15 protein-coding genes and 7 pseudogenes are annotated in these 23,484 nt (G+C 37.6%); 14 read left to right on the forward strand and 8 right to left on the reverse strand.

All coding sequences use genetic code 11. The annotated features are described in order from the left end of the window. Positions 1–42: 42 nt before the first annotated feature. The 10 genes from IGI52_RS02515 (at position 43) to IGI52_RS02560 (ending at position 10,703) form a co-directional block, all read left to right on the forward strand. Positions 43–1,008: a BsaA family SipW-dependent biofilm matrix protein gene (locus tag IGI52_RS02515; protein ID WP_438780374.1), complete on the forward strand. Its 966-nt coding sequence runs from the start codon at positions 43–45 to the stop codon at positions 1,006–1,008. Positions 1,009–1,097: 89 nt separating this feature from the next. Continuing rightward, positions 1,098–1,796 (forward strand): hypothetical protein, encoded by a 699-nt coding sequence (locus IGI52_RS02520; protein ID WP_438780375.1) that lies wholly within the window; start codon positions 1,098–1,100, stop codon positions 1,794–1,796. Between the two features lie 108 nt (positions 1,797–1,904). Beyond that, complete coding sequence (locus IGI52_RS02525; protein ID WP_438780376.1) at positions 1,905–2,558, forward strand: hypothetical protein; 654 nt, start codon at positions 1,905–1,907, stop codon at positions 2,556–2,558. 80 nt (positions 2,559–2,638) lie between these two features. After that, a complete protein-coding gene (locus tag IGI52_RS02530) occupies positions 2,639–6,535 on the forward strand; it encodes an RCC1 domain-containing protein (protein ID WP_438780377.1) in 3,897 nt (1,298 codons plus the stop codon). Between the two features lie 218 nt (positions 6,536–6,753). Beyond that, positions 6,754–7,470 (forward strand): winged helix-turn-helix domain-containing protein, encoded by a 717-nt coding sequence (locus tag IGI52_RS02535; protein WP_438780378.1) that lies wholly within the window; start codon positions 6,754–6,756, stop codon positions 7,468–7,470. 44 nt (positions 7,471–7,514) lie between these two features. Continuing rightward, positions 7,515–7,661 carry a hypothetical protein gene (locus tag IGI52_RS02540; protein ID WP_438780379.1) on the forward strand — a complete coding sequence of 49 codons (147 nt, stop codon included), beginning with the start codon at positions 7,515–7,517 and terminating at the stop codon, positions 7,659–7,661. A gap of 71 nt (positions 7,662–7,732) precedes the next feature. Next, positions 7,733–8,161: an IS3 family transposase gene (locus IGI52_RS02545; protein WP_438782217.1), complete on the forward strand. Its 429-nt coding sequence runs from the start codon at positions 7,733–7,735 to the stop codon at positions 8,159–8,161. After that, positions 8,115–8,540, forward strand: a complete 426-nt coding sequence (locus IGI52_RS02550) for a transposase (protein ID WP_438782218.1) — start codon at positions 8,115–8,117, stop codon at positions 8,538–8,540. Before IGI52_RS02545 ends, IGI52_RS02550 begins: the two co-directional genes overlap by 47 nt. A gap of 365 nt (positions 8,541–8,905) precedes the next feature. After that, positions 8,906–9,346, forward strand: coding sequence for a transposase family protein (locus IGI52_RS02555; protein ID WP_438780380.1), 441 nt, complete (start codon positions 8,906–8,908; stop codon positions 9,344–9,346). Next, positions 9,339–10,703: an ISL3 family transposase gene (locus IGI52_RS02560; protein WP_438780381.1), complete on the forward strand. Its 1,365-nt coding sequence runs from the start codon at positions 9,339–9,341 to the stop codon at positions 10,701–10,703. Before IGI52_RS02555 ends, IGI52_RS02560 begins: the two co-directional genes overlap by 8 nt. A gap of 118 nt (positions 10,704–10,821) precedes the next feature. Here the strand turns inward: IGI52_RS02560 and IGI52_RS02565 are convergent, their stop codons facing one another. From IGI52_RS02565 to IGI52_RS02590, 6 genes and pseudogenes are all read right to left on the reverse strand, one after another. Continuing rightward, a complete protein-coding gene (locus IGI52_RS02565) occupies positions 10,822–11,622 on the reverse strand; it encodes an ExeA family protein (RefSeq protein ID WP_438780382.1) in 801 nt (266 codons plus the stop codon). A 3-nt stretch (positions 11,623–11,625) separates the two neighbouring features. After that, the gene (locus IGI52_RS02570; protein ID WP_438780383.1) at positions 11,626–12,042 is read right to left on the reverse strand and encodes a hypothetical protein; all 417 of its coding nucleotides are present in this window, start codon (positions 12,040–12,042) and stop codon (positions 11,626–11,628) included. A gap of 142 nt (positions 12,043–12,184) precedes the next feature. Then, positions 12,185–12,514 (reverse strand): annotated as a pseudogene (locus IGI52_RS02575) (tyrosine-type recombinase/integrase); the annotation flags it as partial. Positions 12,515–12,566: 52 nt separating this feature from the next. Next, positions 12,567–13,202: pseudogene (locus IGI52_RS02580) on the reverse strand (tyrosine-type recombinase/integrase); the annotation flags it as partial. Beyond that, positions 13,162–14,136 carry a tyrosine-type recombinase/integrase gene (locus tag IGI52_RS02585; RefSeq protein ID WP_438780384.1) on the reverse strand — a complete coding sequence of 325 codons (975 nt, stop codon included), beginning with the start codon at positions 14,134–14,136 and terminating at the stop codon, positions 13,162–13,164. The pseudogene IGI52_RS02580 and the gene IGI52_RS02585, both read right to left, overlap by 41 nt. 470 nt (positions 14,137–14,606) lie before the next feature. Beyond that, positions 14,607–15,730 (reverse strand): annotated as a pseudogene (locus IGI52_RS02590) (IS4 family transposase). Between the two features lie 131 nt (positions 15,731–15,861). Between IGI52_RS02590 and IGI52_RS02595 the strand changes: the two are divergent. Further along, positions 15,862–16,137: pseudogene (locus tag IGI52_RS02595) on the forward strand (IS110 family transposase); the annotation flags it as partial. A 134-nt stretch (positions 16,138–16,271) separates the two neighbouring features. Here the strand turns inward: IGI52_RS02595 and IGI52_RS02600 are convergent. Continuing rightward, the gene (locus IGI52_RS02600; protein ID WP_438780385.1) at positions 16,272–17,459 is read right to left on the reverse strand and encodes an IS110 family transposase; all 1,188 of its coding nucleotides are present in this window, start codon (positions 17,457–17,459) and stop codon (positions 16,272–16,274) included. 302 nt (positions 17,460–17,761) lie between these two features. Between IGI52_RS02600 and IGI52_RS02605 the strand changes: the two genes are divergently transcribed. Next, the gene (locus tag IGI52_RS02605) at positions 17,762–18,736 is read left to right on the forward strand and encodes an IS110 family transposase (RefSeq protein ID WP_438782219.1); all 975 of its coding nucleotides are present in this window, start codon (positions 17,762–17,764) and stop codon (positions 18,734–18,736) included. 104 nt (positions 18,737–18,840) lie between these two features. On the opposite strand, the pseudogene IGI52_RS02610 reads toward IGI52_RS02605, so the two are convergent. Further along, positions 18,841–19,038: pseudogene (locus tag IGI52_RS02610) on the reverse strand (tyrosine-type recombinase/integrase); the annotation flags it as partial. 198 nt (positions 19,039–19,236) lie between these two features. On the opposite strand from IGI52_RS02610, the pseudogene IGI52_RS02615 reads away from it, so the two are divergent. After that, positions 19,237–20,202 (forward strand): annotated as a pseudogene (locus tag IGI52_RS02615) (aldo/keto reductase). Between the two features lie 1,807 nt (positions 20,203–22,009). Then, positions 22,010–22,273 (forward strand): annotated as a pseudogene (locus IGI52_RS02620) (transposase); the annotation flags it as partial. Positions 22,274–23,484: the final 1,211 nt, after the last annotated feature.

Raw genomic sequence — 23,484 nt, forward strand, 5'->3', positions numbered from 1 at the left:
TGAAAAAATTTCTGATAGCAAAACATATAAAGGAGGATTCTTATGAATTCAAAGAAGAAAAAAGCTGTAGGGTTATCATTAATTATGGTGGCAGCCCTGACATTGATTGGGACGTTTGCATGGTTTACGTCTACAGACAATGTAACAAACAAATTTAAAACAGGAGTATTACCAGATGGGTCAGTAAAAATCGTCGAAGATTTTGAAAAACCAGATCCATGGGTACCTGGGCAAGAAGTGAAAAAAGAAGTAGGCGTTCTCAGTAATAGTGATACTGATGTTGTTGTGCGTTTATCGTTTGAAGAAACATTAAAGAAAATGGAAGCTGATGGCAATAAATTAAAATATTATTCTTTTAGCACTGAACAAGCGTCTACAGACCTTGTACCAGTTCCATCAGTAAATTTTGCTACAAATGGGTATTCTGATCCTGCGACATTAGGTTTGACAGTGAGTGGACTTCCAGCTGGTGTAACGATTGTTGGGAAAAAAGTATTTACCAACAAATATGAATTTGCTTTATATCGTGAAGATAGTGGAAAATTTTATAAAATGGATGCCGACTTTGCCTATGATCAAGGGACATCAACAGTAACTGTTTCCAATGTAAAATATTTATACTACAAATTAGGGACAACAGCTACAAAAGATTGGGCAGTGGCACCATCACCTACGACAGCCGATATCATTAAGTCAGCATTAGATGACAAAATTTTGCTTGGATATTCTAGTGATGTGGATGCTTCAGCTGTAACAGCTGGAAAATGGGCGTATGATCAAGATGGTGGTTGGTTCTATTACATCGGTAAATTAGTGTCAGGCCAACGTTCACCATTGATTTTAGAATCGGTTACTTTAGATGGTAGCGCGGACAACACATATCAATTAATGGATTATGATTTGAATGTAAGAATCGAAGCTTTACAAGCAACTGAAGAAGCAATTGATGGAGGCGGATTCCCTGGAATTCCAACAAACATTGCTAATGCCATCAAAGCAACATTATAAAAATAAAGTAAATTCAAAAAAGCAAGTAGAAATGAATAGCTTTATGCATAGTAGTTATGAAATGTGTGATAAAGAATGGGAGTGAGGCGGTGAAAAGACTTAAGAGAACAATTTACTTTCTGTTAGTCATGATCCTGTCTACTATCTCTTTTCAACGAGTGTCAGCAATAGAGGCAAATTTGCCTGATGGATTTTTAGTTGGCGATGAGAACGGGATAAGCATTTCGAAAGATGGAGGTTATTTCTTCAACTTAGACGATTTACAGCCAGGAGATACATTTAAAAGAAAGCTGATCATTAGAAATTTTCGAGACGAAGCCTATGATTTAAAGTTGGTCATTCAGCCAAAGTCAAAAAGTGGAAAGATTGATTTGATCGAAAATATGTCTATGCGGATTCTATCTGAAGAACAAGAAGTCTTTCAAGGCAATTTGAGTACGAATAAGAATGGCAATAAAGAAGTTCCTTTTGGTTTGGTCTCTCCTAGATCTGAAAAAATCGTAACGATTAATTTAAGAATGAACGATGTAGAAAAATGGAACCAAAAGTATTTTTCTGGTCCAAGTGAAGCAGAAGTTTATTGGCAGTTTATCGCTACATATCCTAAGGCGTCAATAAAAAACGAAGAAGGTATACCTAAAATACCAAATCAAGCTCCATTAAAGGATTTACTTAGAGAAGGATCCCTGCTTAAAACAGGCGAAACGATTATGGATGAGTTTATTGTATTAGGGTGCATACTTATCACAATCATTTGTTTAGTGAAAATAAGAAAAAAACTAAAATGATGATAGAATTATTGTAGTGCATATAGCTTTAAAATAGGAAAGAGACTGGTGCACTTTGATAAGAATCAAAGGCACCAGTCTATTGCATTGAAATGAGGTGATGCAGTTTTGAACGATCAACTTCAAAAGTTTTTTCAAAAGTTTCTAAAGAAGTTTAAAAGAGAAGGCAAATTCACAAAGGAAACGCTTGTTATTTTTGGGTTTAGCATTGTAACATTTTTAACTTTGGCTTGGTTCACTACGGCAGACTCAATTCAAAATAAATTTAAATCAGGAAATCTGCTATTCGACGTTATTTTAGTTGACGATTTTGAAACTCCTAATCAGTTTGAACCTGATAGAGAGTTTAAAAAAGTTGTCGCTGCAAAAAATACAGAAGATGTCAATGCTTTTGTGAGAATCCTGGTTTTTCCAGCGGCAATAAAAGATGGAGAGCCATTTGAAGTAAATTGGGGAGATCAGGTACAGCCCGTCGGTCTTGATACGACGAAATGGAAGGATGGAAAAGATGGGTATTACTATTATCTTGATGTACTAGGCCCTGGTGAGACCACACCGAATCTGTTTGAAAAAGTAAAGCTTATCCTTCCAAACGCGCAAAAAGCGAAGTATGAAGGAGTAACTTTTGATATTGTTGCCAAAACGGAAGCGATTCATACAAAGAGTTATGATTATCGCTTGTCTTGGTGGGGAAACAAAAACGCCCAGACAGTAGAACCGTTGAGAACGATTGATAGTACGTTAGAGAATTTAGCCGAGTAGAAGGGAGTAATCTATTGATAAAAAGGATAATTAAATGTTTATTCATTGTCTTACTCCTTTCTGTTGGGAGTAGTCTAAGTATGTATGCGGAAACCAACGATATGAATGAATACAGTTCAGCTAGTATTCATTCAACGGAGGATTCAAGTACTTCTTCGACCAACGAAGTCAGCCAATCAAGTTATTCTTCTTCGGTCAAAGAAAAAGAGAAAGAAAAAATAAGTGATGCTTCAAATGAATCAATGTTAGAAAGTGAACGTGAAACAGAAACGACATCTGATTCACAGCTTATTCAGCAGAAACCAAGTTCAGGCAGTTTGAAACGTGAGTTACCAACGTTAGAAAGCTCCTTGATGGCGCCAACGCCTAAATTGCTTTCAGCAGTAAAATTTGTGGATGCTGTAACAATTTATACTGCAGGTGCGGCACTTGATTCTCATGGTGCTGTTTGGACTTGGGGGTATAATTCTCATGGTGTCCAAGGGGTAGGTTTACCTACAAATGCCGCTCGTTATCAGGGGGGGATGAAGCGAATTCCTTATTTTATTGATCATAATATCAAGATTCATAAAATTTGGGGAGGGTATCACACCCTTTATGCTTTGAGTGAAACTGGAACGCTTTATGCATGGGGAAGAGGTCTCGAAGGTCAAATGGGGAATGGCGTTTCTGGTAGTGCCGGATCAGCGAATCCTTTACCAGTAGAAGTCGATTTTCCGGGCCATGAAAAGATTGATCAAATTTATCCTGGAACGGAATCCGCACATTGTATTTATGCGATAGCAGAAAGCGGTAATGTGTATGCATGGGGCTATCAAGCTGGTGGACGAATTCCATTTCTATCTGGGCCTAATTATGTTACCACACCAACAGAAGTTTCAGAATTAACTGATTTGAATAAAAATGACAAGTTTATTTCGATGTCAATGGGAAATTCGCATGGTCTTATTGCGACAGCATCTGGGAAAGTCTATTCTTTTGGAAGCAACGGTTATGGGCAAAGAGGGAATGGAAATACCGGAGGCTCTCAAGACCTAGCCGAAACAACCTTCTTTTCAACTCAAAAGTTGACACCAGTTGAAGTAAGTGCGGACTTAAACAATAGTTTCGTTTTGACAGATCAAGGAGAAATCTATCAGTTTGGGCGGCTGTACTTTGAATCAACTGCAGGCAGTAATTATGAGACGCCGCAAAAAGTAGAGATCGACACCTCATCCGCAGTCTATCCCCCTCATTTTGTTTCGCTGAATGCTGGAAAATTCGCTACTCACGCAGTCGATCAATATGGGAGAGTTTGGGTTTGGGGAAGAAATAATTATTATCAATTTGGAACAGATGGTCCATTGTATGGATCTCGTGGTACCACTGTTGAGTATGATTTTAGAACGCCTTCTTATGGGAAGTTAAATACGTATCTCAGTAAGGCAACACAATTACCCAAGGTTTTAGGTGATGGAGACACACAATATAACGAAAAGGTTCCTAAAGCGCCGGTTTTTTCAAACGTGGAATATAATAGTCGCGTGGGTTTCCAACTGACGGGGTATGAAAATCAAGGTATGTGGTCAGATATAGATGACGCCGCATCAAAAAAACATCCGACAATCTATGATAAAAAATATTATAAAACAGTCGGGGAAAAAGGCTCTGTCAGCATTACTGCGCCGACTCTAACATCTTTGAGAAAGGCACATGAAAAAGTCTATTTGGTTGATTCTGATGGAAAGCGCTTGGTTTATGTCGTTCGTAAAGACAGTTCGGATACGATCAGCGGGAATTATTACGTAGCTAACGAGGCCTACGACGGTTCATGGTTTGTAGATAACCATACGTCTCCGTCACTACCAATCAATGTAACGAATGAAACGAGTGTACCAGAAGTAAAGGAAGATGAACGGAATTGGATTGAGTTTGCTACTGGTGGTATACCAAACGATTTTACGGGTACACAAAATGCTGAGTTAGGAAAAATTGCTAGCATGTCTAGTTACCAATCTGCGTTTCAACTGTTAGATGTTTCTGGAAATTTATATAAAACTGGATTAGATGGTTCTGGCGCAATTGCTTGGGGGTGGGATTATGACCCTGTTTACGATTGGTGGGGATCGACACAAGTCTATCCAGATGTAGGAACAGCGGCACGTCACTCAGTTGACGGTTTGTTTGATTATTATAGTTATGAACTCATGTTCATGCGAGGGGCTCCGAGAATTATTCCAGGCAATATCTCTATTGAAGCTCCAATGGAAAAGCATTACAAATCGCAAAAAGCTAAGGAAAAAGTCAAGATTGACATTGGTTTAGGCAGTGCCTATCATAGTTCACAGCTAAATCTGACCGTTGAACCTGAATTAAAGGAAACCAAATACCTGATCCTTCCTTATGATAATAACGATCCCAATATGGATATCCAGACTCCTTCTGAAGAGGAATTTAATACCGCGTATAGTCAAGCAAATACGTTGGGGTATACAGCTGTTGATTTAGCTGACACAAACGGTTGGAAAGGAATTAAACAAGGTCTGAATCAGTCTGAAGTCAAGTTAACGGATGAAAGTATTGAAGTAGCAGATAATTGTGTTGTCTGGGTGTTCGTTAAAACAAATTATTACGGTGCCGAACCAGCTGTTATCAGTCGGAAGGTCTTTGATAATTTTTACACAGAGACGGCCATCAAACACAATGGAATTGATCACGCAGCTACCAATGAGGTACTTTATGATGCAACGGCCCAAAATGTCACAAAAATGACCAACGACGGCATTGAAAAATTAATCGGTTTTCCTTTAGACAAAAATGAAACGATTATTGGAACGACTACAACTCCGCCAACATTTGGTTATGATCAAGCGAAAGTTGCTAAACTGAGCGAAGCTGAGTGGGAGGCAAACTTTGATACGGAAGAGATCAAGGATGAACAAGTTATTAAACATCGAAAAGTAGTGCTTGAAAAAACTAAGGCCGATTTCATTGCTTCTGGAAATAATTGGACACCAGAAGTAGAAAGTAAGGTAATAGCTTGGATAGACTCTTGGATCAAAAAATGGGTGGAAGAAGAATGGCTACCATATGATAAACAATCATGGAAATTTTTCACACCACAAGCAACGGAGAAGACGTATACACTCAATGGTGTGGCAGATGGGACCAATAACGAGAACTTGACAGCAACAAAAGGTGAATTATCAGTCTGTGACAGCTATGTTCATTCATTCCATTTTGAGAAGGATGTAACGAAATATGCCAAAGTTCATTATATCGGAGTTGACGACGAAGGGGAAAAACTTGATCCATTCAAGATGGTAACTGAAGAGATTCTACGTGACGTTTCATACAAACGACTTCCTCCCAACCTATTAGTGAACGATATAGACTATCAACCGATTGAGTACAAGACAACAAATGGGAAACCAGCAACTACGTTTCCAATTAACGTCAGCAATGCGACAAAGGTTGGTGAAATGAATGAGATGATCTTCAAAGCAGGTACATCAGTAGAAGAGATCACTGTTAGTGTTATTTATAAGGCACATATTTCTATTACTTTGCATGCGCGACAAGTTATTCAGAACCCGCATTCATCAATCAAACGCCCAAGTAATGGATTTTTTACGCTAGATAATGTGCAACTGCCGAACTACGATCAAAAGTATTCAACCAAAAATATTATAACCAATAGCGGAGACATTGATAAAACAGTTTCTTACAATGAATACATGGTTCCCTTACAGAAAGGATATAAGGGAATCAGCATTCGATGGCTTACGCCGCAATACTATACCTATCTTGGCTTTGTGCTGACAGAAAAGGAAAGTGAGCAAGATATCGCCAAAATCGACAGTTTAAGAACTATTCATTTGGATTGCGATAATAAAGAAGTCTATTGGTTAACGATCTATTTAGAACCAAACACGACGATCAATGACTATGCTTGGGATCAGCAAACCAATCATTTTGGAGAGATAAAGATTCCATAATAAAAAAATGGTCAGAGTGACAATTTTTTAAGGAGTGTTCATGTAGTGCACTCCTTTTTTTGCCTTCTTACATCAAATGAGAATTATGAAATTCTATGTGAAAACAGAGAAAATGAATTTGGGACTTATTTGTTACTCAATGAAAAATGGCTGATTTTTATGAGGCATTTGTAAACATGTAAAAAGACCTGTTGTTAAAAGTAATAAAGGAGAGAAATATGAAACGAGTACTTATACTAACAAAATGCATTGACTATGAGCGCGATTTAGAAAAAAAATTGCTTGAATTAGGTCATGAAGTGTTTATTTCATCAAAACTTGTGGATAGTTTTTTGCAACAAACATCACAATTAAAGATAACAGATTTCTTTGAAACCATCGTTCTAAGCGATACATTGACAAATCATGAAGTGATTTTATTATTGAAAGTTTTGGGAATAAAACAGTTACGGATACTAAGAAAAGCAGAACTAGAGCCAACAGAAGATGATCGACAATTTTGGATTTCAAGAGGACTGACTGATTGGTTGGTAATGACAAGTTTGTTAGAAAAAATACGAGAGTTACTCAACGCTACCTATGATTTAAGTATTGGGAGACTAAGCTACAAGATGAGTGAAGACTGTGAGAAGATTTCTTTGAACAGTTTGTCTTTGAATGCGACTCAGAAAAAAATTTTAACTTTGCTTTATGAAAAAAAAGGCGAGGTCATTTCAAGAAATGATATGTGCCGACTATTGTGGGAACGTTCAGCAACGGCTTCCAATTTGTCACAATTATCTGCAATAATCAAATCTTTAAAAAAGAAACTTTTAGAACAGGGGATACGAGGTGAATCTATCGTGACTGTTTGGGGTGATGGTTATCATTTAAGTGGTGATTTTTTTGAGCAAGTAACGATTAACGAGTTGAGAAGTGGTGTTAGGATGATTTAGTGGACACGTTTTGGGAGAGGACTATAATAACCTCGAACGAAAAAATGGAAGAAAAACAACAGCCTAGTCGCTGTGTCGCTGGTAGCTCGTTGACTCCGACTCAGATCAAACAGATGGAAAAAGAAATGACTCGTCTGCGTCAGGAGAACGAAATCTTAAAAACAGCAATGGCGGCTATCTTCACGAAGTAAACTTACACAGCAAAATCCGCTTCATTAAAAATGAGAGTAACGAGTATCCGACTCGGATGCTCTTGCGAGTGATGAAAGTAGCACTGAGCACGTATTACAAGGAGCTCAAACATCAGCCTAGTAATCGCGAGCTGGAGAACGAACAAATTGATCAGGTAATTCTGTCCATCTACGCAGACAGTAAGAAGCGTTATGGTGCATGGAAAATTCATCATCAATTGATTGAGCAAGGTTTTGATTTATCGATCAAACGTGTGCAAAAGCGGATGCGTATCCTCGGCATCCATTCGATCACCGTAAAAAAATATCGACCTACCAAGGCTTCTAAATCGCGCGTTGAGGAACGGATAAATCTTTTAGACCAAGATTTTTCTGCAACTAACATCAATCAAAAATGGGACGCTGATCACATACATCTCGACTGCAAAGGACGGCTGGACCTACTTGGCTTCTGTGATCGATCTTTATTCGAAAAAAATCTTCGGCTACACCTATGCTAAAGAGATGATCACTGGAATCGTGATGAGCGCGCTAAAGTCAGCGATTCAAGAACAACAACCGACAGACAGACTGATCATCCAAACAGATCTTGGTTCACAGTATACGAGCATCGATTTTGAAAAAGCGCTAGGTGAGAACAAGATGGTGCACTCATACAGTCGCAAAGGGACGCTTTATGATAATTCCGTTATCGAATCGTTTCACGCAGCCTTAAAAAAAGAAGAAGTCTACCAAACGACCTACCATTCTTTCGAAGAAGCCAGAGTAGCACTGTTTCAATATATTGAAGGATGGTACAACCGCAAGCAGATACATGGAGCGATTGACTATAAGACACCACAACAAGCAGAAGGCCAAGCCCGGCAGTACGCACAATAACTACACACATTTTTTAAACGAATCCACGAGAAATTCTTTTCATGGTTTCAGAGAATGGTCAAACGGTTTTGGGTTGATGATTGTCTGAAACCATGAGACAACTTGAGAGTGGCTTGGTTTCATAAAACTCTCGATAAATGCATCCACTTTATTGACACAGATCCAAAGCGTTATACAAAAGTAAACGTAATACACTTTACTATATTGTCGTCCGTCACATTATTTCGGCACCGGAAATGCATCTGGCTCCAGTGATTTTATGACTGGAAATGCTGAAATATAGTGGGTTCTTTTCAGAGTTAGTTGATTTGCTTGCTCAAGCATGGTAAAAGTAAAGTAATAAATCAACATAGGAGTGAGCCATCGTGGAGGAATTGATTAAACTGCTGGATGAACATCTGGATTACATTGACCATGAGTTGACGGGTGACACATTTTTCATTTATGTTGCTTCAAACCGGTATTCTGTCGATTGCCCATTCTGCCACACTCCCTCTTCCAGGATACACTCAAGGTACGAGCGTTCTTTCCAAGATCTACCGATCCAAGGAAAAAAAGTGGTCATCGTGCTGGAGAACCGCAAATTTTTCTGTGAGAACCAAGAATGTGGTCATACCACTTTTGCAGAACGTTTCGATGTTTTGGCTGGAAAAGCAAAAAAGACCAAACGGCTGGAAGAAGAAATATTACGTATCTCGTTGAATGTCAGTTCAGTAGCAGCCTCGGAAATACTGAGAAACCAGATCGTTGATGTGGGAAAGAGCACCATCTGTAATCTGATAAAAAAAAACTGGAACAATGATTGATAAAGCGATCGTAACTGCTGTTTGTATTGATGATTTTGCTCTAAAAAAAAGAGAACGCTACGGCACAATTATGGTAGACCTCGAGACACATCGAGTCATTGATCTTTTGCCCAGCAGAGACGCGGAGGAGGTAACGGAATGGTTATGCACTTTCCCCAATTTGGAACTCGTCTCAAGAGATGGATCCATCACTTATAAAAACGCAATCTCTATTGCTCATCCAGAGGTCCGACAAGTAAGTGACAGGTTCCACTTGTATAAAAATCTCATTGATTATGGGAAAGCCCATTTGAAAAAAGTCATGAAGGCGCGAATTCTTATTCCAGCAACCAGAAGCATCGAAAACGTTGAAATAGAACAAGAAATATCTTCAGCCAATGAGAATCGAAAATTAACTTTGGAACAAAAATTTAGGAGGATAAAGAGTCTAGCTGATGCGGGTCTCACTCAAACACAGATCTGCGAAGAATTGAATATGGATGTCAGGAGTTATAAAAAACTGATTGCGCTGACAGATAAGGAAGTGATTGATCGTTTTAGAACGATTGCAAATGAAAGAAGTCAGGAAAAAGTCCTGATGAAAATGGAACTGGTGGAAGAAATACGAAGCATGCGACAAAACGGACTCAGCGTGAGTGCGATACAGCGTGATACAGGCCTTGCACGAAGAACCATCTACAGATACCTTTCTCCAGATTTTGATCCCGTACACGGAACGATAGGCAAGTACAGACAAAGTGTTCTTGACAGGTATCGCTCCTTCATTGATCAAAAACTTGAGCTTGGGGTAATGGGCAGCGTCATTGAAAGAGAAATTAGGGAAATGGGGTACGAAGGTTCATCTTCCAATCTACGACACTACTGCAGTAGATGGAAAAAGGAGCAGATACATCCAGATGCTTCGAAAGCGACTGAAGTAGTTGGCTACACTGAGATGATCAAGCGTCAGCGATTGTTTAAACTGCTCTATCACCCGCTGGAAGAAGTGAGCGCCATCACAAAAGAACAATTTGAGCAAGTACTAAAAACGGTGCCACAATTTCAAGTCATATATAGTCTCATTTGGAGCTTCAAAAAACTGGTCTCCGAGAAAGAGGTGAATCAACTATCCAACTGGATCGCAGAAGCTCAAAAACTAGGAATCAGCGAAATCAATAGTTTCATCAATGGTATTATACGAGATATTGATGCGGTGCAAAACGCAATCACTTTTGATGAAAGCAATGGGCTAGCTGAAGGTAGCGTCAACAAAGTGAAAGTGATCAAGAGGATTATGTATGGCCGATGCGGGTTTAACACTTTAAGAACCAAAACCCTTCTTCTGGAAAAGATGCGGGGAAAGCCTGAAATCAACTAACTTTGGAAAGAACCATATAGTGACTAAAATCACCTGGGTAAGTATCAACCTTCGATTTAATTCATAAAAAACCACTAGAAATTTCTAGTGGCAGGGATATTCACCGAAGGTGCTGGCATCAGATAAAATTCAACTCCGTTATCGTTGAAAGAACGATATCTGCATCAATAAGAACTTGTTCTTTAGTTGCACCTAACAATAATGATTGTGCAATAATGTTGTTCATTTTTCGAATACTCCCATTGGAATTTGAGTGTAAAGCTCCTATAGCTGCCTCACAGAATAGCGGAGTTGTTCGATTTGCATCTTTAAGTAGTTGTTCTAAATAAGCCTGAGCTTCACTCATTTCGATGCCTATGAATTCATAATTTGTCATTATACGCTGTTTCAAAGGCTCAAATTGTGCCCTTTCAATTACTTGCGTTAAGTATGGAAGCCCGGATAGTAAGACCAAACAGTTTTTTTTGGAGTCCATTTCAAAATTGAAAAGCATGACCAGCTCCTGTAAAATTGTGCCTTTCAAATATTGTGCTTCATCAAAAATAAAAATAGGGGTAATTTTATTTTTCTCATGAAGAGTAGTGATCCTTTCTTGTATTTGATGAATTTTGTCAATTTTTCGACTTGGGAGATCAATACCTAATGATTTTCCAATTGCTTGATAAAAATCGGGAACGGAAACTGTCGAAAGTTGTAAGTAACAGATACGATAAATATTTGGATTCAATTTTGAAGCAAACTGGCGTAAGGCGAACGTTTTTCCAACACCAGGTCTACCAGTTATCGTACAAAAACCTAAGGTTTTGCACATATAGTTCAATCGGACATTTCCTTCTTTCAAATCAATAGTTTCATAGGCTGTATCGTTTTCCTTATCAAATGGATTATGGGTTAAACCATAAAAAGTTAAAAAATCCAAAATTTATTCCGTTAAACGAATTTGTGTTCGAGAATTATCAATTTTATTTACCTCTTTTAATGAAATGAGCTGCTGTTCATCTGTTTCATGATAAACCTTGCTGAAATCAGGAAGATAGCGCAAGGTGATTTTGTGCCCAATGCACAAATAACCTGCCTCAAAAGTTTTTGTATGCAGTTTTATTGTGCCGTCATTTGCTACTTTTCGCGTTACAGTATGAAGGAATGCATGCTCCAATTTATCTAAACTGATTTCGTTTACAGGCGTAGGATCATGAGTCATTCGTTCGAAAGGAGTCTGTTTAATGGACTGATGAAAAGTATGATTTTTTTCTTGAACATATGCTTTTAACGATTCATTCAATTCATCTAGCGATTCAAAGTCTGAGTAATTAATGTTATACATCCAATTTGTTTTCATAACACCAAAAAATCTTTCAATTTTCCCCTTGTTATGTAAAATTTTACATAAAAGTGGTTATGACAAATTTGCCATTATGTAAAAATCCAGCTAATTGCCCATTGAATATGGGAAATTGCTGGACTTTTCTTTACATAATATCTTAAAATCGTTTTACCCATTCAAGCATATCTGAATTATTTTCCCAGCGTGGATTTTCATCAGATAGTTCAATATAGGCGGAATTAATGGCTTCACGTCTTTTTTGTGAATCAGTTCTCGCATAGATTTCTGTAGTTCGGACACTTACGTGTCCTAATAGATCTCTGATATAAATTAAATCTACCCCTGAATCTAAGAGCGTCATTGCATAAGAATGCCTTAAGTAATGTGGGCTTAAATCTGCGGGAAAAGATAAGTCTTGAGAATGAGCCATGGTTGCGTATTTTTTTACAATCGCAACCACAGCTTGCCTTGAAAGAGGATCTTCTCTGGCATTCGGAAATGGGAGTCTTGTTGCAAAAGGAAAAACTCACAAGGTAGGTCCTAAGTTGATCCGCTATCAGATCTACCAATGGGATAATTCTGATTTTATTTCCTTTCCCGTGAATCATCATGGTATATGGTTTACTCAAAGATCTATCAGATTTTTTTATACAAATGACTTCGCTAACCCGAAGTCCACAAAAAAGCATGAAAGTCATCATCATGTAGTCACGATATCCTTTTCTTGACTGAGTATTGATAACATTTAGAAAAAGTTTGATATGTTCTCCTTTGATATACTGTATATTTGGTGACGAGGCTTTTTTAATTGGCATATCCAAAATCTTTTTAAAAGAATCTAAGTTTTGTGGCAGCTCGCTAGAGGCATACTTGATAAAACTGTGTATTGCAGCTTGACGCTGATTTCTCGTTGATATTGTTTGCCCTTTGGCTTCAATAGTATCCAAAAAACATTGAACTGTATCTGGTGTCAGATCTTCCAATCTTAATTTCCATGACTCGATTTGAAAAGATTTCTGAAAGAAACGTAACAAGAGTACAAAGGTATCCCTATAAGAATGAATAGTATTGTCTGAAGCACCACATTCATTTTTAAGATATTCAGTCAAATATTTTGAGAGCAGGTATTGAAAATCAGCCTTCATCGTTACCACCCACTTTCTTAAAAATCTCATCCATCTTGTCGATCATCTTCTGATTGATTTCCGGGAAGTTTTCTTTCGTCAACTGCACATATTTTTCAGTGGCAAAAATTGTTCGATGTCCTAAATATGCAGAAAGAATAGGTAAGGTACAATACATATCTTTTCCTGAAATAATCTGAGCAGCCATAGTTTTAGTAGAAAATGTGTGCCGCCAGTCGTGCAAGCGTGGGCCTTTACGATCTCCTTGATAAGGAATACCAGCTCTTTCAAGAAATTTTCGATGCCACTCATAAATAGAATCAGCACCAAATTTTTTCCCGTTGAATTGAAAGAAAAGATAGTCATCTGAAGCTTTGAGGTAAAAGCATTTTTCTCCATAATTTCGAAGCAAATCATTCAGTTCATGACTTAATGCAATGATTCTTTCGCCGTCAAATTTTGTTTCATAAAGTACGATAGTTGCTTCGTCTGGATGATAATCTTTCATCTTGATCCGCAAGCATTCACTGATCCGCAGCCCGCAACAATAAAGTAAGCGAAACATAACAGGAAATATGATAGCTGTTGATTTGTCTACATAACTCACAGCATGATCAACTTCGTAAAAATATTTTTCAATTTCAATGTCAGAGTATATGTGGGGCTTGAAAGTAGATGGAATAAACTTGGTGTCACGAGGCATATATATCTTATATCCCATCGACATCAAAAATATCAATAGATGCTTGGTCATATTCATCCTTCGATAATGTGTTGTCGGGACATGTTCCTCAGGCAACACGACTGACCACTCGGCATGCATTTCTTTTGTATATTCAATATTTTTACAGCCATAACCATCGGCAAAACGATCGAATTTTGTTAAGAAATACTGATAGGTTTTGACAGAATAGCCAAGATTGACATTGAAATCCAAATATTTGGTAAGAATTACCTTAAAACAGCTTTGGAAAATAATGTTCATGATTATAATCCTGCCTTTCTACGAAAGGCACCAATGAGGTTATGAAAATCTCAAAGCACCTTTCTTTGTTTTATTTTCGTGATACGCTTTCCTTACAGGTCCCTGGTATACTACAGAACCCGAGGAGGTGAGTGGCGGGGCTGTATAGCGGCGACCCCGCATGATTATATGGTGTCGGTCATCCGTTAAGGCATCAATGAATGGCGCAAACCCGTAGCCCGTAAACTTATCTCTTCCGAAGTTGACTCGATTTCGCCGGATGACCAGTCCCTACCAAACCTGTAATTGGTTTTTAGAGAGGTATTCTCACTAGTGTTGCATAAATATTGTATTGTTATTATCAGAATATACTGACAATACCTTTCTGCTAAAATTTCCAAAAAAGGAAATGCTCACGCAAAGGATAACTTTTTCCAGAAATTTTTAGCCTTATTCAAGTGAAAACATGTGAGACGTCAACAATTCTAACTTCAGCCATCTAATTGATAGTGAGCGAACCAATATTCAGCGGGGGCAAACATGAGATAATGAAGAGAGCGTTTTAAAGCAAAAAGTGTGGCTGTTGTCCCCAGTTGGATCTTGATTAGAAATGTCAAAAGTGTTGCGATTAATGTAAGAATCACTTGATTGATAGCGCCTTGTTCCTTTTGCGAATAGATCCGTCGGATCATTATGTTTTGCTTCAAGTGTTTGAAGAAAAGCTCGATCTGCCACCGTGCTTGGTACATATCGGCGACTTCATTTGGAGAAACATCAAACCGATTAGTAACAAGACGCAAAAGCCGTTGTCCTTTGGTCAGAATCGTGACCAATCTGAAGCGCTCAGTACTGTAATTGATACCACCACCCAGAATTACTTGTTGATCACTGATGATTTGCCCATCTGCTGTTTTTTGATTTGTAACTTCAAGTTGATCTAAAACTGTGATTCTAGTATTCGACCTTGTGCGAGTCACAAAGAAGTAGCATCAGTATGTAGTCGATCTAACAATTTATAATCGAAATAGCCACGATCTACTACATACGTAGCTTCTGTCTTATCAACGAAGCATTCGAAGTGATTTCGATCATGTTCTTCTGCGTTTGAAATAGTGAATCTTTCAGGATACTGATGCTCTTTATCGAGATAACAGAGATTCAAATGAAGTTTGATGCCAGATTTTGTTTTTCGGAATTTCGCCCAAGGAAACCATGTTTTGTTCAATGGGATGGTTGTCGAATCAATGAGTTGAAGACTTGAAGTTTTTGAGCTTGGTTTTTGGCTGGAAATTTTCTGAACAAGTTGTACAAAAATTTCCATCAAGACTTCTGAATCAATCTGAGGCATCCTACGAGATAACGAGCTGTGACAAAGTCCATTCAATCCTAGTTCCTTGCAAAGTCGCGAATCCATAAAGGCTCGATCAATTTCCCAAAAGCTAGGCATTTCTTCATAGACTGCATAAAGCATGAGTTTTAATGATGTTTTGAAATCTAGTTTTTTACTGTAATGATCATATTTATTGATGCTATTGAGTGTTTCTTCTGGTAATTCAGTAAAATTTATGGAAGAAAACCATTTCTGAAACGAAGTTTCTGATTTATACTTATCCATGTGTGTTGTCCTTTTTATTGGTCTTGGATAAGTTATCCTAGATTCAGTATAAAGGACTTTTTGCATCTAGATAGCTTTAAATCAATGATTTAGTTAGAGTGGAGATCTTTGCAACACTAGTGAGGTATTCTATGTTCAAAATCTTTCGTAAAAATTGTTGTGGGCTCGATGTCCACAAAACTTGGATCTATGCTTGTATCGGTATCACTGATGCAAACAGTCGTACAGAGTATAAGCAGGCTCGCTTTTCTTCTTTTACCAAAGGGTTAAGGGATCTAGCTGGATGGCTTGCTAAATACAATTGTAGAGACGTTTGTATGGAATCTTCCGGCAAGTATTGGATTCCTGTCTTCAATATTCTTGAGGAAAGTTGTTTTGTCACTCTGTCCCACCCTAAGTACACAAAGCCTCAGAAAGACTAACTATATAGAGTCAAGTGGAAATTAGCTAAATCTAAAAAATATTTTATAACAATTAAGTCCAAAAAAAGAGCACAACAAACAGACCTTTCACTATTAGATTTTTTTTGCTTGTTTAATAGTTAATCGGAAACAATCTTATAAGGTTCATTTTTAGTCAAAATAGCATGAATCACATAACAAAGCTTTCGAGAAACAGCGCCTAAGGCTGTTAGATGATGCTTTCCCTCAGAAATTTTTTTCTGATAAAACGCGCGAAAAACAGGATCATATTGAGAAGCAACCAGAGCAGCTGAAAACAAGGCTTTTCGTAAGTAAGGAGATCCACGCTTGCTCATAACATTATGTGTTGCTTCATATTGCTCCGATTGGGACACAGAAGCGTCTATACCAGCATAAGCAACCAGTTTTTTCGGATTAGAAAATTTGTGAATATCTCCAATTTCACCAAGAATAGTTGCACCATTTATAGGACCTATTCCAGGGATGGTGAGAATAACAGAGTCTAAATCGTTCATTATGCGCTTAATTTCTTTTTCAGTTTCCTTTACTTGGCTTTCGATGAATTTCAATTGTTCAATCATGGAGCGTAATTGAAATGTAAAAGCTTCTTGAGCAAATTTCACTCCAAAGGAGTTAGAGGCTGCTTGCTTCAATTGATCTGCTTTCTCTGGCTTTATCCGGTTTCTGCTTAACTCCGCTAAGTATTGAGCCAACGTTTCAGCCGAAATTTCTTCTAGCTCTATAGGAGAACTAAACTCAAGCAATAGCTCTTTAGACGCTTTTCCGAAAACACCTTGTTTGGTAAAAATTGATGCATATTCAGGAAACACTTGATCTAGTACAGCTATGATTTTTCGTTTGAAGTCGCTTGCAGTACCTACTAAATAGGTTCGGTAACGTGAAAGTTGTTTTAACGAAAAAACATTTTCATCAGACAATACTGTTTCTACAAAGGAACCATAACGCATTAAGTCAGCTATCAAAACAGAATCAATAATATCATTTTTTCGTTTTCTGATTTCTGTTCCTTTGCGCCAGCCATCGGTTTGAAGAGGATTCACAACGTGAATCAAAAAGTTTGATTCGTGGAGGTATGAAAAGATGGAGAGCCAATAATGACCCGTAGCTTCCATGCCGACAACAAAGTCAGCAGGAGCCTCTGAATATTTTGAAAGCAGCTCAATCAGTGTGTCCGCTCCTTCAGTAGTGTTAGGGAAAGAAAAACCTTTCAGGATCACCTTATCTTCTTCACTCATTAAAGAAGTCACGTGAGTTCGCTTGCCGATATCAATTCCTAAGAAGTACATGCATTTGACCTTTCTAAAAAAATATATTGAATTGAAATCCACTCAACTGAAAAGCGTCACTACATTGTACGAGATACGGAGTAAAGCAAAAGCTTTCAACATCTAACTCATACGTAATCCACTTATCAGAGAGAGGTGCCAGTCTTTCGATTACGAGCTTCAGATCTCAAGGAAAAAACGGCATAGCCTCTCAATCCAATAACTATATTATCTCAAAATGAATGAGTTAATATCAAATCAAAATAACGATGGTTCATAGGGTTATCCAATAAAAACCGGAAGGTTAAAACCCTAACTCTAATATACAAGGAAATAAAACCGATCGTAAAGATGCCAAATGGATCTGCGATCTGTTTATGTGTGACATGATCAAGCCAAGTTTTATTCCAAGTCCTGAAATCCGTCATTTGCGAGATTTGATTCGTTATCGTTCGAAACTGACCAATATGAAAACAGGTGAGAAAAATCGTGCATTGAACTGTTTGACCGTTTCCAATCTGAAATTGGATGATGTCTTTAGTGATGTATTCGGAAAGTCCTCTAGCTCCATCATTTACTATCTGCTGGATCATCCCGGTGAAACATTCGATGTTCAACCGTTTATACATGGTCGGTGTAAAACGCCCATTGAAGAAATCCAAGCAGCAGTAGATGGCGCTGTTTCAGTTTCTCAAGCCATCAAGCTTCGCCAATGCCTTCAACACATTGACGAAATCGAAACACACATAAAAGAGCTCAATCAAGAGATTCAAGTTCTTACAGAACTCTTCTCACCCGTTTTAAACTTACTTCGCACCATACCTGGTTTTAACGCAAATCCCATGACCGCGATTGCGATCCTTTCTGAGATCGGACCAGATATGTCTGTGTTCCCAACGTCAAAGCACCTTGTTTCTTGGGCTGGTTGTTGTCCAAGAAATGATCATAGCGATAAACGGATGAAATCAACCCGAATCTCTCGTGCGGGTCATTGTCTAAAACCGCTTCTTGTACAAATTGCGAATGCACTTTTACGATCAAAGGAACACCCGGAGTTTAAACACCGTTATCACCGAATCAAAACCAGTCGTGGACATAAAAAGGCCATAATCGCACTTTGTAAGATGCTCCTGACCGCTATCTGGAACGTCTTATCAAAAGTGGAACCTTATTCTGCAGAAGGTTATCTGGAAGATAAACCTGTGAAAGAAGAAAAAGTTCTTACACAATCCCAAGCCTTGGCTCTCCTAAGGAAACGTGGCTATACGTTTGTAGACAGTCTTCCAAACTCAAGTTGATTTGATTCTTCTTGAATAAATCAGCGGCTTCCGTTAAAAAAATTCGAAAAACGGTAGTCTTATTTGGTGTGCCTTTGTTTAGGAATTATTGCGTATTTTTATTTTCAAACTTTTCCCTCCTGACTAATGTAATAGGGAGAAGTCATCTTAGGAATTGGCAAAGTAAGAATCCGAAGGGATTCTGTATCAATACTAAGGTAAATCTTTGTAGTTTCAGTAGATTGATGCCCTAAAATTGTACTGATGATTGGCAACGAAGTATCTTGCTTTAGTAGTTCAGACGCTAAGCTATGGCGGAGTGCATGAGGCCCATGCTTTTTTCTTTATACCCTTTAATTTCTGCTTTTCGTAAATTTTCAGCAACAATACTATGCAATGTTGGTGAAGTTAAATTCTCTGAATTGATAGCATGAGACAGGAAGACATATTCCGACTCTTTTTGTGGCCTCCCATACTTCAAATAATCAATAATCGCATTTCCAAAATGAGGAGCAAAAAAAATGAGATATAAAAAATTTGGAAATACTAACCTAGAAGTTTCTTCTGTAGCAGTAGGTACATGGGCAATGGGCGGCGAAAACTCTGCTGGGGGCAGTTTTGGAGAAGTCGATCGTAAAGAATCTATCGAGGCGATCCGAGCAATGTTAGATAAAGGTGTAAATATTATCGATACTGCTCCAATTTATGGGGAAGGAACGGCAGAAGAAATTGTTGGGGAAGCACTGAAAGGATATGATCGTAGCCGAATTTATCTTGCAACTAAATTTGGTTCATATATTAGTCATTTTGATGGTAAACCAGTTAGAAATAATAAATACGACGCGATTATGCGAGAAGTTGAGGACTCACTTCAACGTCTAGGAACCGATTATATTGATTTATATTTAATGCATTGGCCTGACGTGAACACCTCAATTGAGGAAACGATGGCCGCTTTAAAGGACCTGAAAAAATCCGGTAAGATCCGTTATACAGGTCTTTGTAATGCATCAAAAGACCTAATTGAAGAAGCCTTGAAATATGGGGAAGTAAATGTTATTCAACCACCTTTTTCGATGGTTAATCAATGACAAAAGGAACTGATGGAATGGGCTGAATCTAAAGGAATCGCTACTCTGACGTCTGGCTCGTTAGGAGCGGGAATTTTAGCGGGTACTATTCGTGAATTACCAAAATTTGATGAAAAAGATTTTCGTCTGACATTTTATCCGTTTTTTAAAGAACCAGCATTTTCAAAAATCATGGAACTTTTGCAAACATTAGACGTTGTTGCAGAGAAATATAAGAAACCAGTTGCTCAGGTTGCCATTAATTGGTCGACTCAAAAGAGTTTCGTAAGTACCGCATTACTAGGAGTTAGAAACGAAGAAGAGGCTAAGATTAATTGCGAGGCATTTGAATGGCAATTAGAAGAAACAGATATACAGAAAATTGATGATGAGTTGACTCGTCTTGCTATCGGTTAGATAAAATGATTACTACTTATCAGTTTTTATGAATGTTAGATGCTACACTTTCTCATGCAGGTGTTACATATGGAGATACGTTGGAGTTGATTGAACTTGCAAAGTATTATCATTTCAATCCGGTGATTAGTCTGTGCTGTTTTGTTCCAGTGATATCTTGGTAGAAGAAGGTGTAAAAGAAATCTATATGGACCTTAATATTGGTTATTCTGGATTTGAAAGGAAAGATACATCGAGAATCTACTCAGAACATTGTTACTATAAAATAAGTGATTTGTCCTGCTATTCCATTAAAATACATCATTGAGATCCCAGTGTTAACACCAAGTCTTAAGAAAACCTGTAAAGCTGTACATTTTTCTAAGCGTTAAGAACAGCTTTACGACAGTATTTTCAGGCGTTTCGCAATTCATTTTGCGAAGCGTCTTTTTTGGAATTGACACCACTGTTGATACCATTCTGATCTGCCACATTTTGAGAGAGTTTGCGATAGGCAATCTTACCGATCAGCATTTGAAGAACGTTTGGTGTATTCACTTAGGTTATGGAGACATTCATGTCGCTATTTGTTAATGTTTCTGAAATCTGTTCTAGACCAATCCAAAACTTCTTGACTAGTGTTGAACTAGTACGGATATCAAAAGTTAAGTATGTACATAGGTCATGATGTAAAAGATAAAACAATGACTGCACATTATACTATACACATTTAAGTTCAAAATACTTGAAAGAGATTGCAAAATTAATTGATGAGATTATCACACCAATTATTGAAACTGAAGTGTGACAATTCAAGAGTAAAAAAAGCCCACCGGTCTGCCCGATGAGCAAAAGATGAAAAATGAAAATATTAGGGTAATATTTTGGTATGTGTACATTTTAACAATCAGTTGTTAATAATGTCAATAGACAAATTTTTTTATAGGAAAGGAAAGAATAGAATGATACTACTTAAGTTAAGAATCTATACTCTAAAAAAAAGGAGCTCATCGGTGGGTGACCGATGAGCAAAGGAGTTAAAATGAAAAAGTGTTAGGGTTGTTTGTTGATACATTTGTATCTTAACAAGTAAGTATGAAAAAAGTGTGAATGGAGCTTGAATTGAATTTGATAAATATATAAAGATACCCGTGGTGCTAGTTGATTTAAAACTGAATAAAATAAAAAACTTTGCGATAGAATAAGCTCGAAACTACGGCGAAATGAGGGATTATTCTATGCAAAGCCGACCTAAATATATCGAAATTTACACAAATACTCAACTAATATTTTCTGAAATTTTGGAAATCTTCCAATCTCTGTACAGAAGATATGTGCCTGAGCAAATATAAAATTGAAAGAACGTTCACCTATTAAAACAACAACCGGATACCATCATTATTGCCTGTGTTATATGGGGAATGATGAATGGTTTAACCACTCAAAGAGCCATCTATCGTTCCGTGCGGAGCATTTTAGCATTAGAAAACTTCCCGGAGCGATCAAGGTTCACTCGATTGTGTGCCAACTTAACGCGAGCTATTAAACTCATTCGTTACCGTTTTGTGATGGAATAAGCAAATCCTAGAGAACAGCTTTTTACCATTATTGACAGCTTCCCAGCACTACATCCATCTAGAAATTAAAGTGACGTTTTTGGTATAATTTGGTAAAAAAGGATGGAGCGGATTTTGTCTCAAAAATGGAAGACATTCTCGACGTTTATCAACGCTCGTACGATCCATTATTACCCGTTGTCTGTATAGACGAGACAAACAGGCAACTAATCAAGTAAACGCGAGTTACCGGATTACTTGGTAAACCCGAACACATCTATTATGAATATGAAAGAAACGGAACAGCCAATGTGTTTATGATATTCGAGCCACTCGGTGGAAGACGAGAAAACACTGTGTCTGAACATCGGAAATCAGAAGATTTTGTTCATGTACTCAAACATACATCAGATACTCTTTATCCAATGGTGGCAGAAAAAATAATTCTTGTAACAGACAATTTGAACACTCATATACCAACATCACTTTATAAGACATTTCCACCGGAAGAAGCGCATCGGCAGAAATCGAAATAGGTATTTTGAGTCGACAAGTCGTTACGAAACCATTACCAGACTTAGAAAAGTTTCGGAAACAAGTTAGAATTTGGACAATTAAGCGAAATAGTGAAGCAGTGAAAGCAAATTGGCAGTTCACAACGCCAGATGCACGAATCAAATTAAAAAAGCTCTATCCCGCACTTTAAAAACTACGTGGATGGAGTACTAGTCCTGTGTGTAAACCCGTAAGAAATCGAAGCGTCAAAGTTTTTTCTGAAGTAGCTGATATTTGCTATAACTCAAATAAAAAGCAACATTTTATGGATTGAAAATATTGCCATGGTCACCCAAAGTGGATTTTCCTTAACTTATACGGTAACTAAAGCTTCCATTCACGATGTGAATATGGCTGAAATACTTGCTTTTGATTGTCCTATTGAGAAATTATTGGGGACAAAGGCTATATTAGCTTAAACATGCAAGAAAGACTGTTGAAGAAAGGGTTTAAGCTATTCACTCCGCTAAAAAGGATTGCAAAAAAATAGCGATAAAATTGATGATTTATTATTGGAACACCGCAAGGTGGTTAAAACAGTATTTTCGAGTTGGGGAATTTAGTGGTGTTAGGATGCAAAATTCTAAAAGTAGGTCTTTATTAGGATTTGAAAATCGATTAGGAAGTATTTTATTGGTCTACTATTTGATGCTTTCTAAAGCACAAAAGCGTTATGGAGGTACGCTAAAATACTCTTTAGGACGTTTCTAAAATCAACTAGCATCACGAGTAATGATTATTAGTATCTAATTTCATTGTTATATAAGCTCATTTCTTATATAGACTGATTATAACAATGATCCAAATAAAAAGGTAACACGCCTTACATGTCGGTTTTCGAGTTACCAAAGGTAATCCTTATACCGAACGACATTCATCACCCATCTATAGGGCATGGGCGACTTCTGCCTGAATTAAGTTAAAAAAGTTGAGTGTGAGAAAGAAATATTTGATTTTTCCTCAACCACGAGGATCTCCTACTTAAGAAAATAAGTGGGATTTTCTCCATTACATAAACAGACTATGCAGTAATGATACAGGGATGCACTTGAAATTGAGTGAGTTAAGCCTAGGAACATTGACTCATTATCTTCATTCACGAATACTCTGTTGAGCATGAACTTTTCTTTCTATGTACGAACCTCTATATCCCCGTAATTGATAATCACGTTACTACCATGGAAGTCTACAT

The sequence above is a fragment of the Enterococcus sp. DIV0187 genome, assembly GCF_051713785.1.
Classification (GTDB): Bacteria; Bacillota; Bacilli; order Lactobacillales; family Enterococcaceae; genus Enterococcus_A; species Enterococcus_A avium.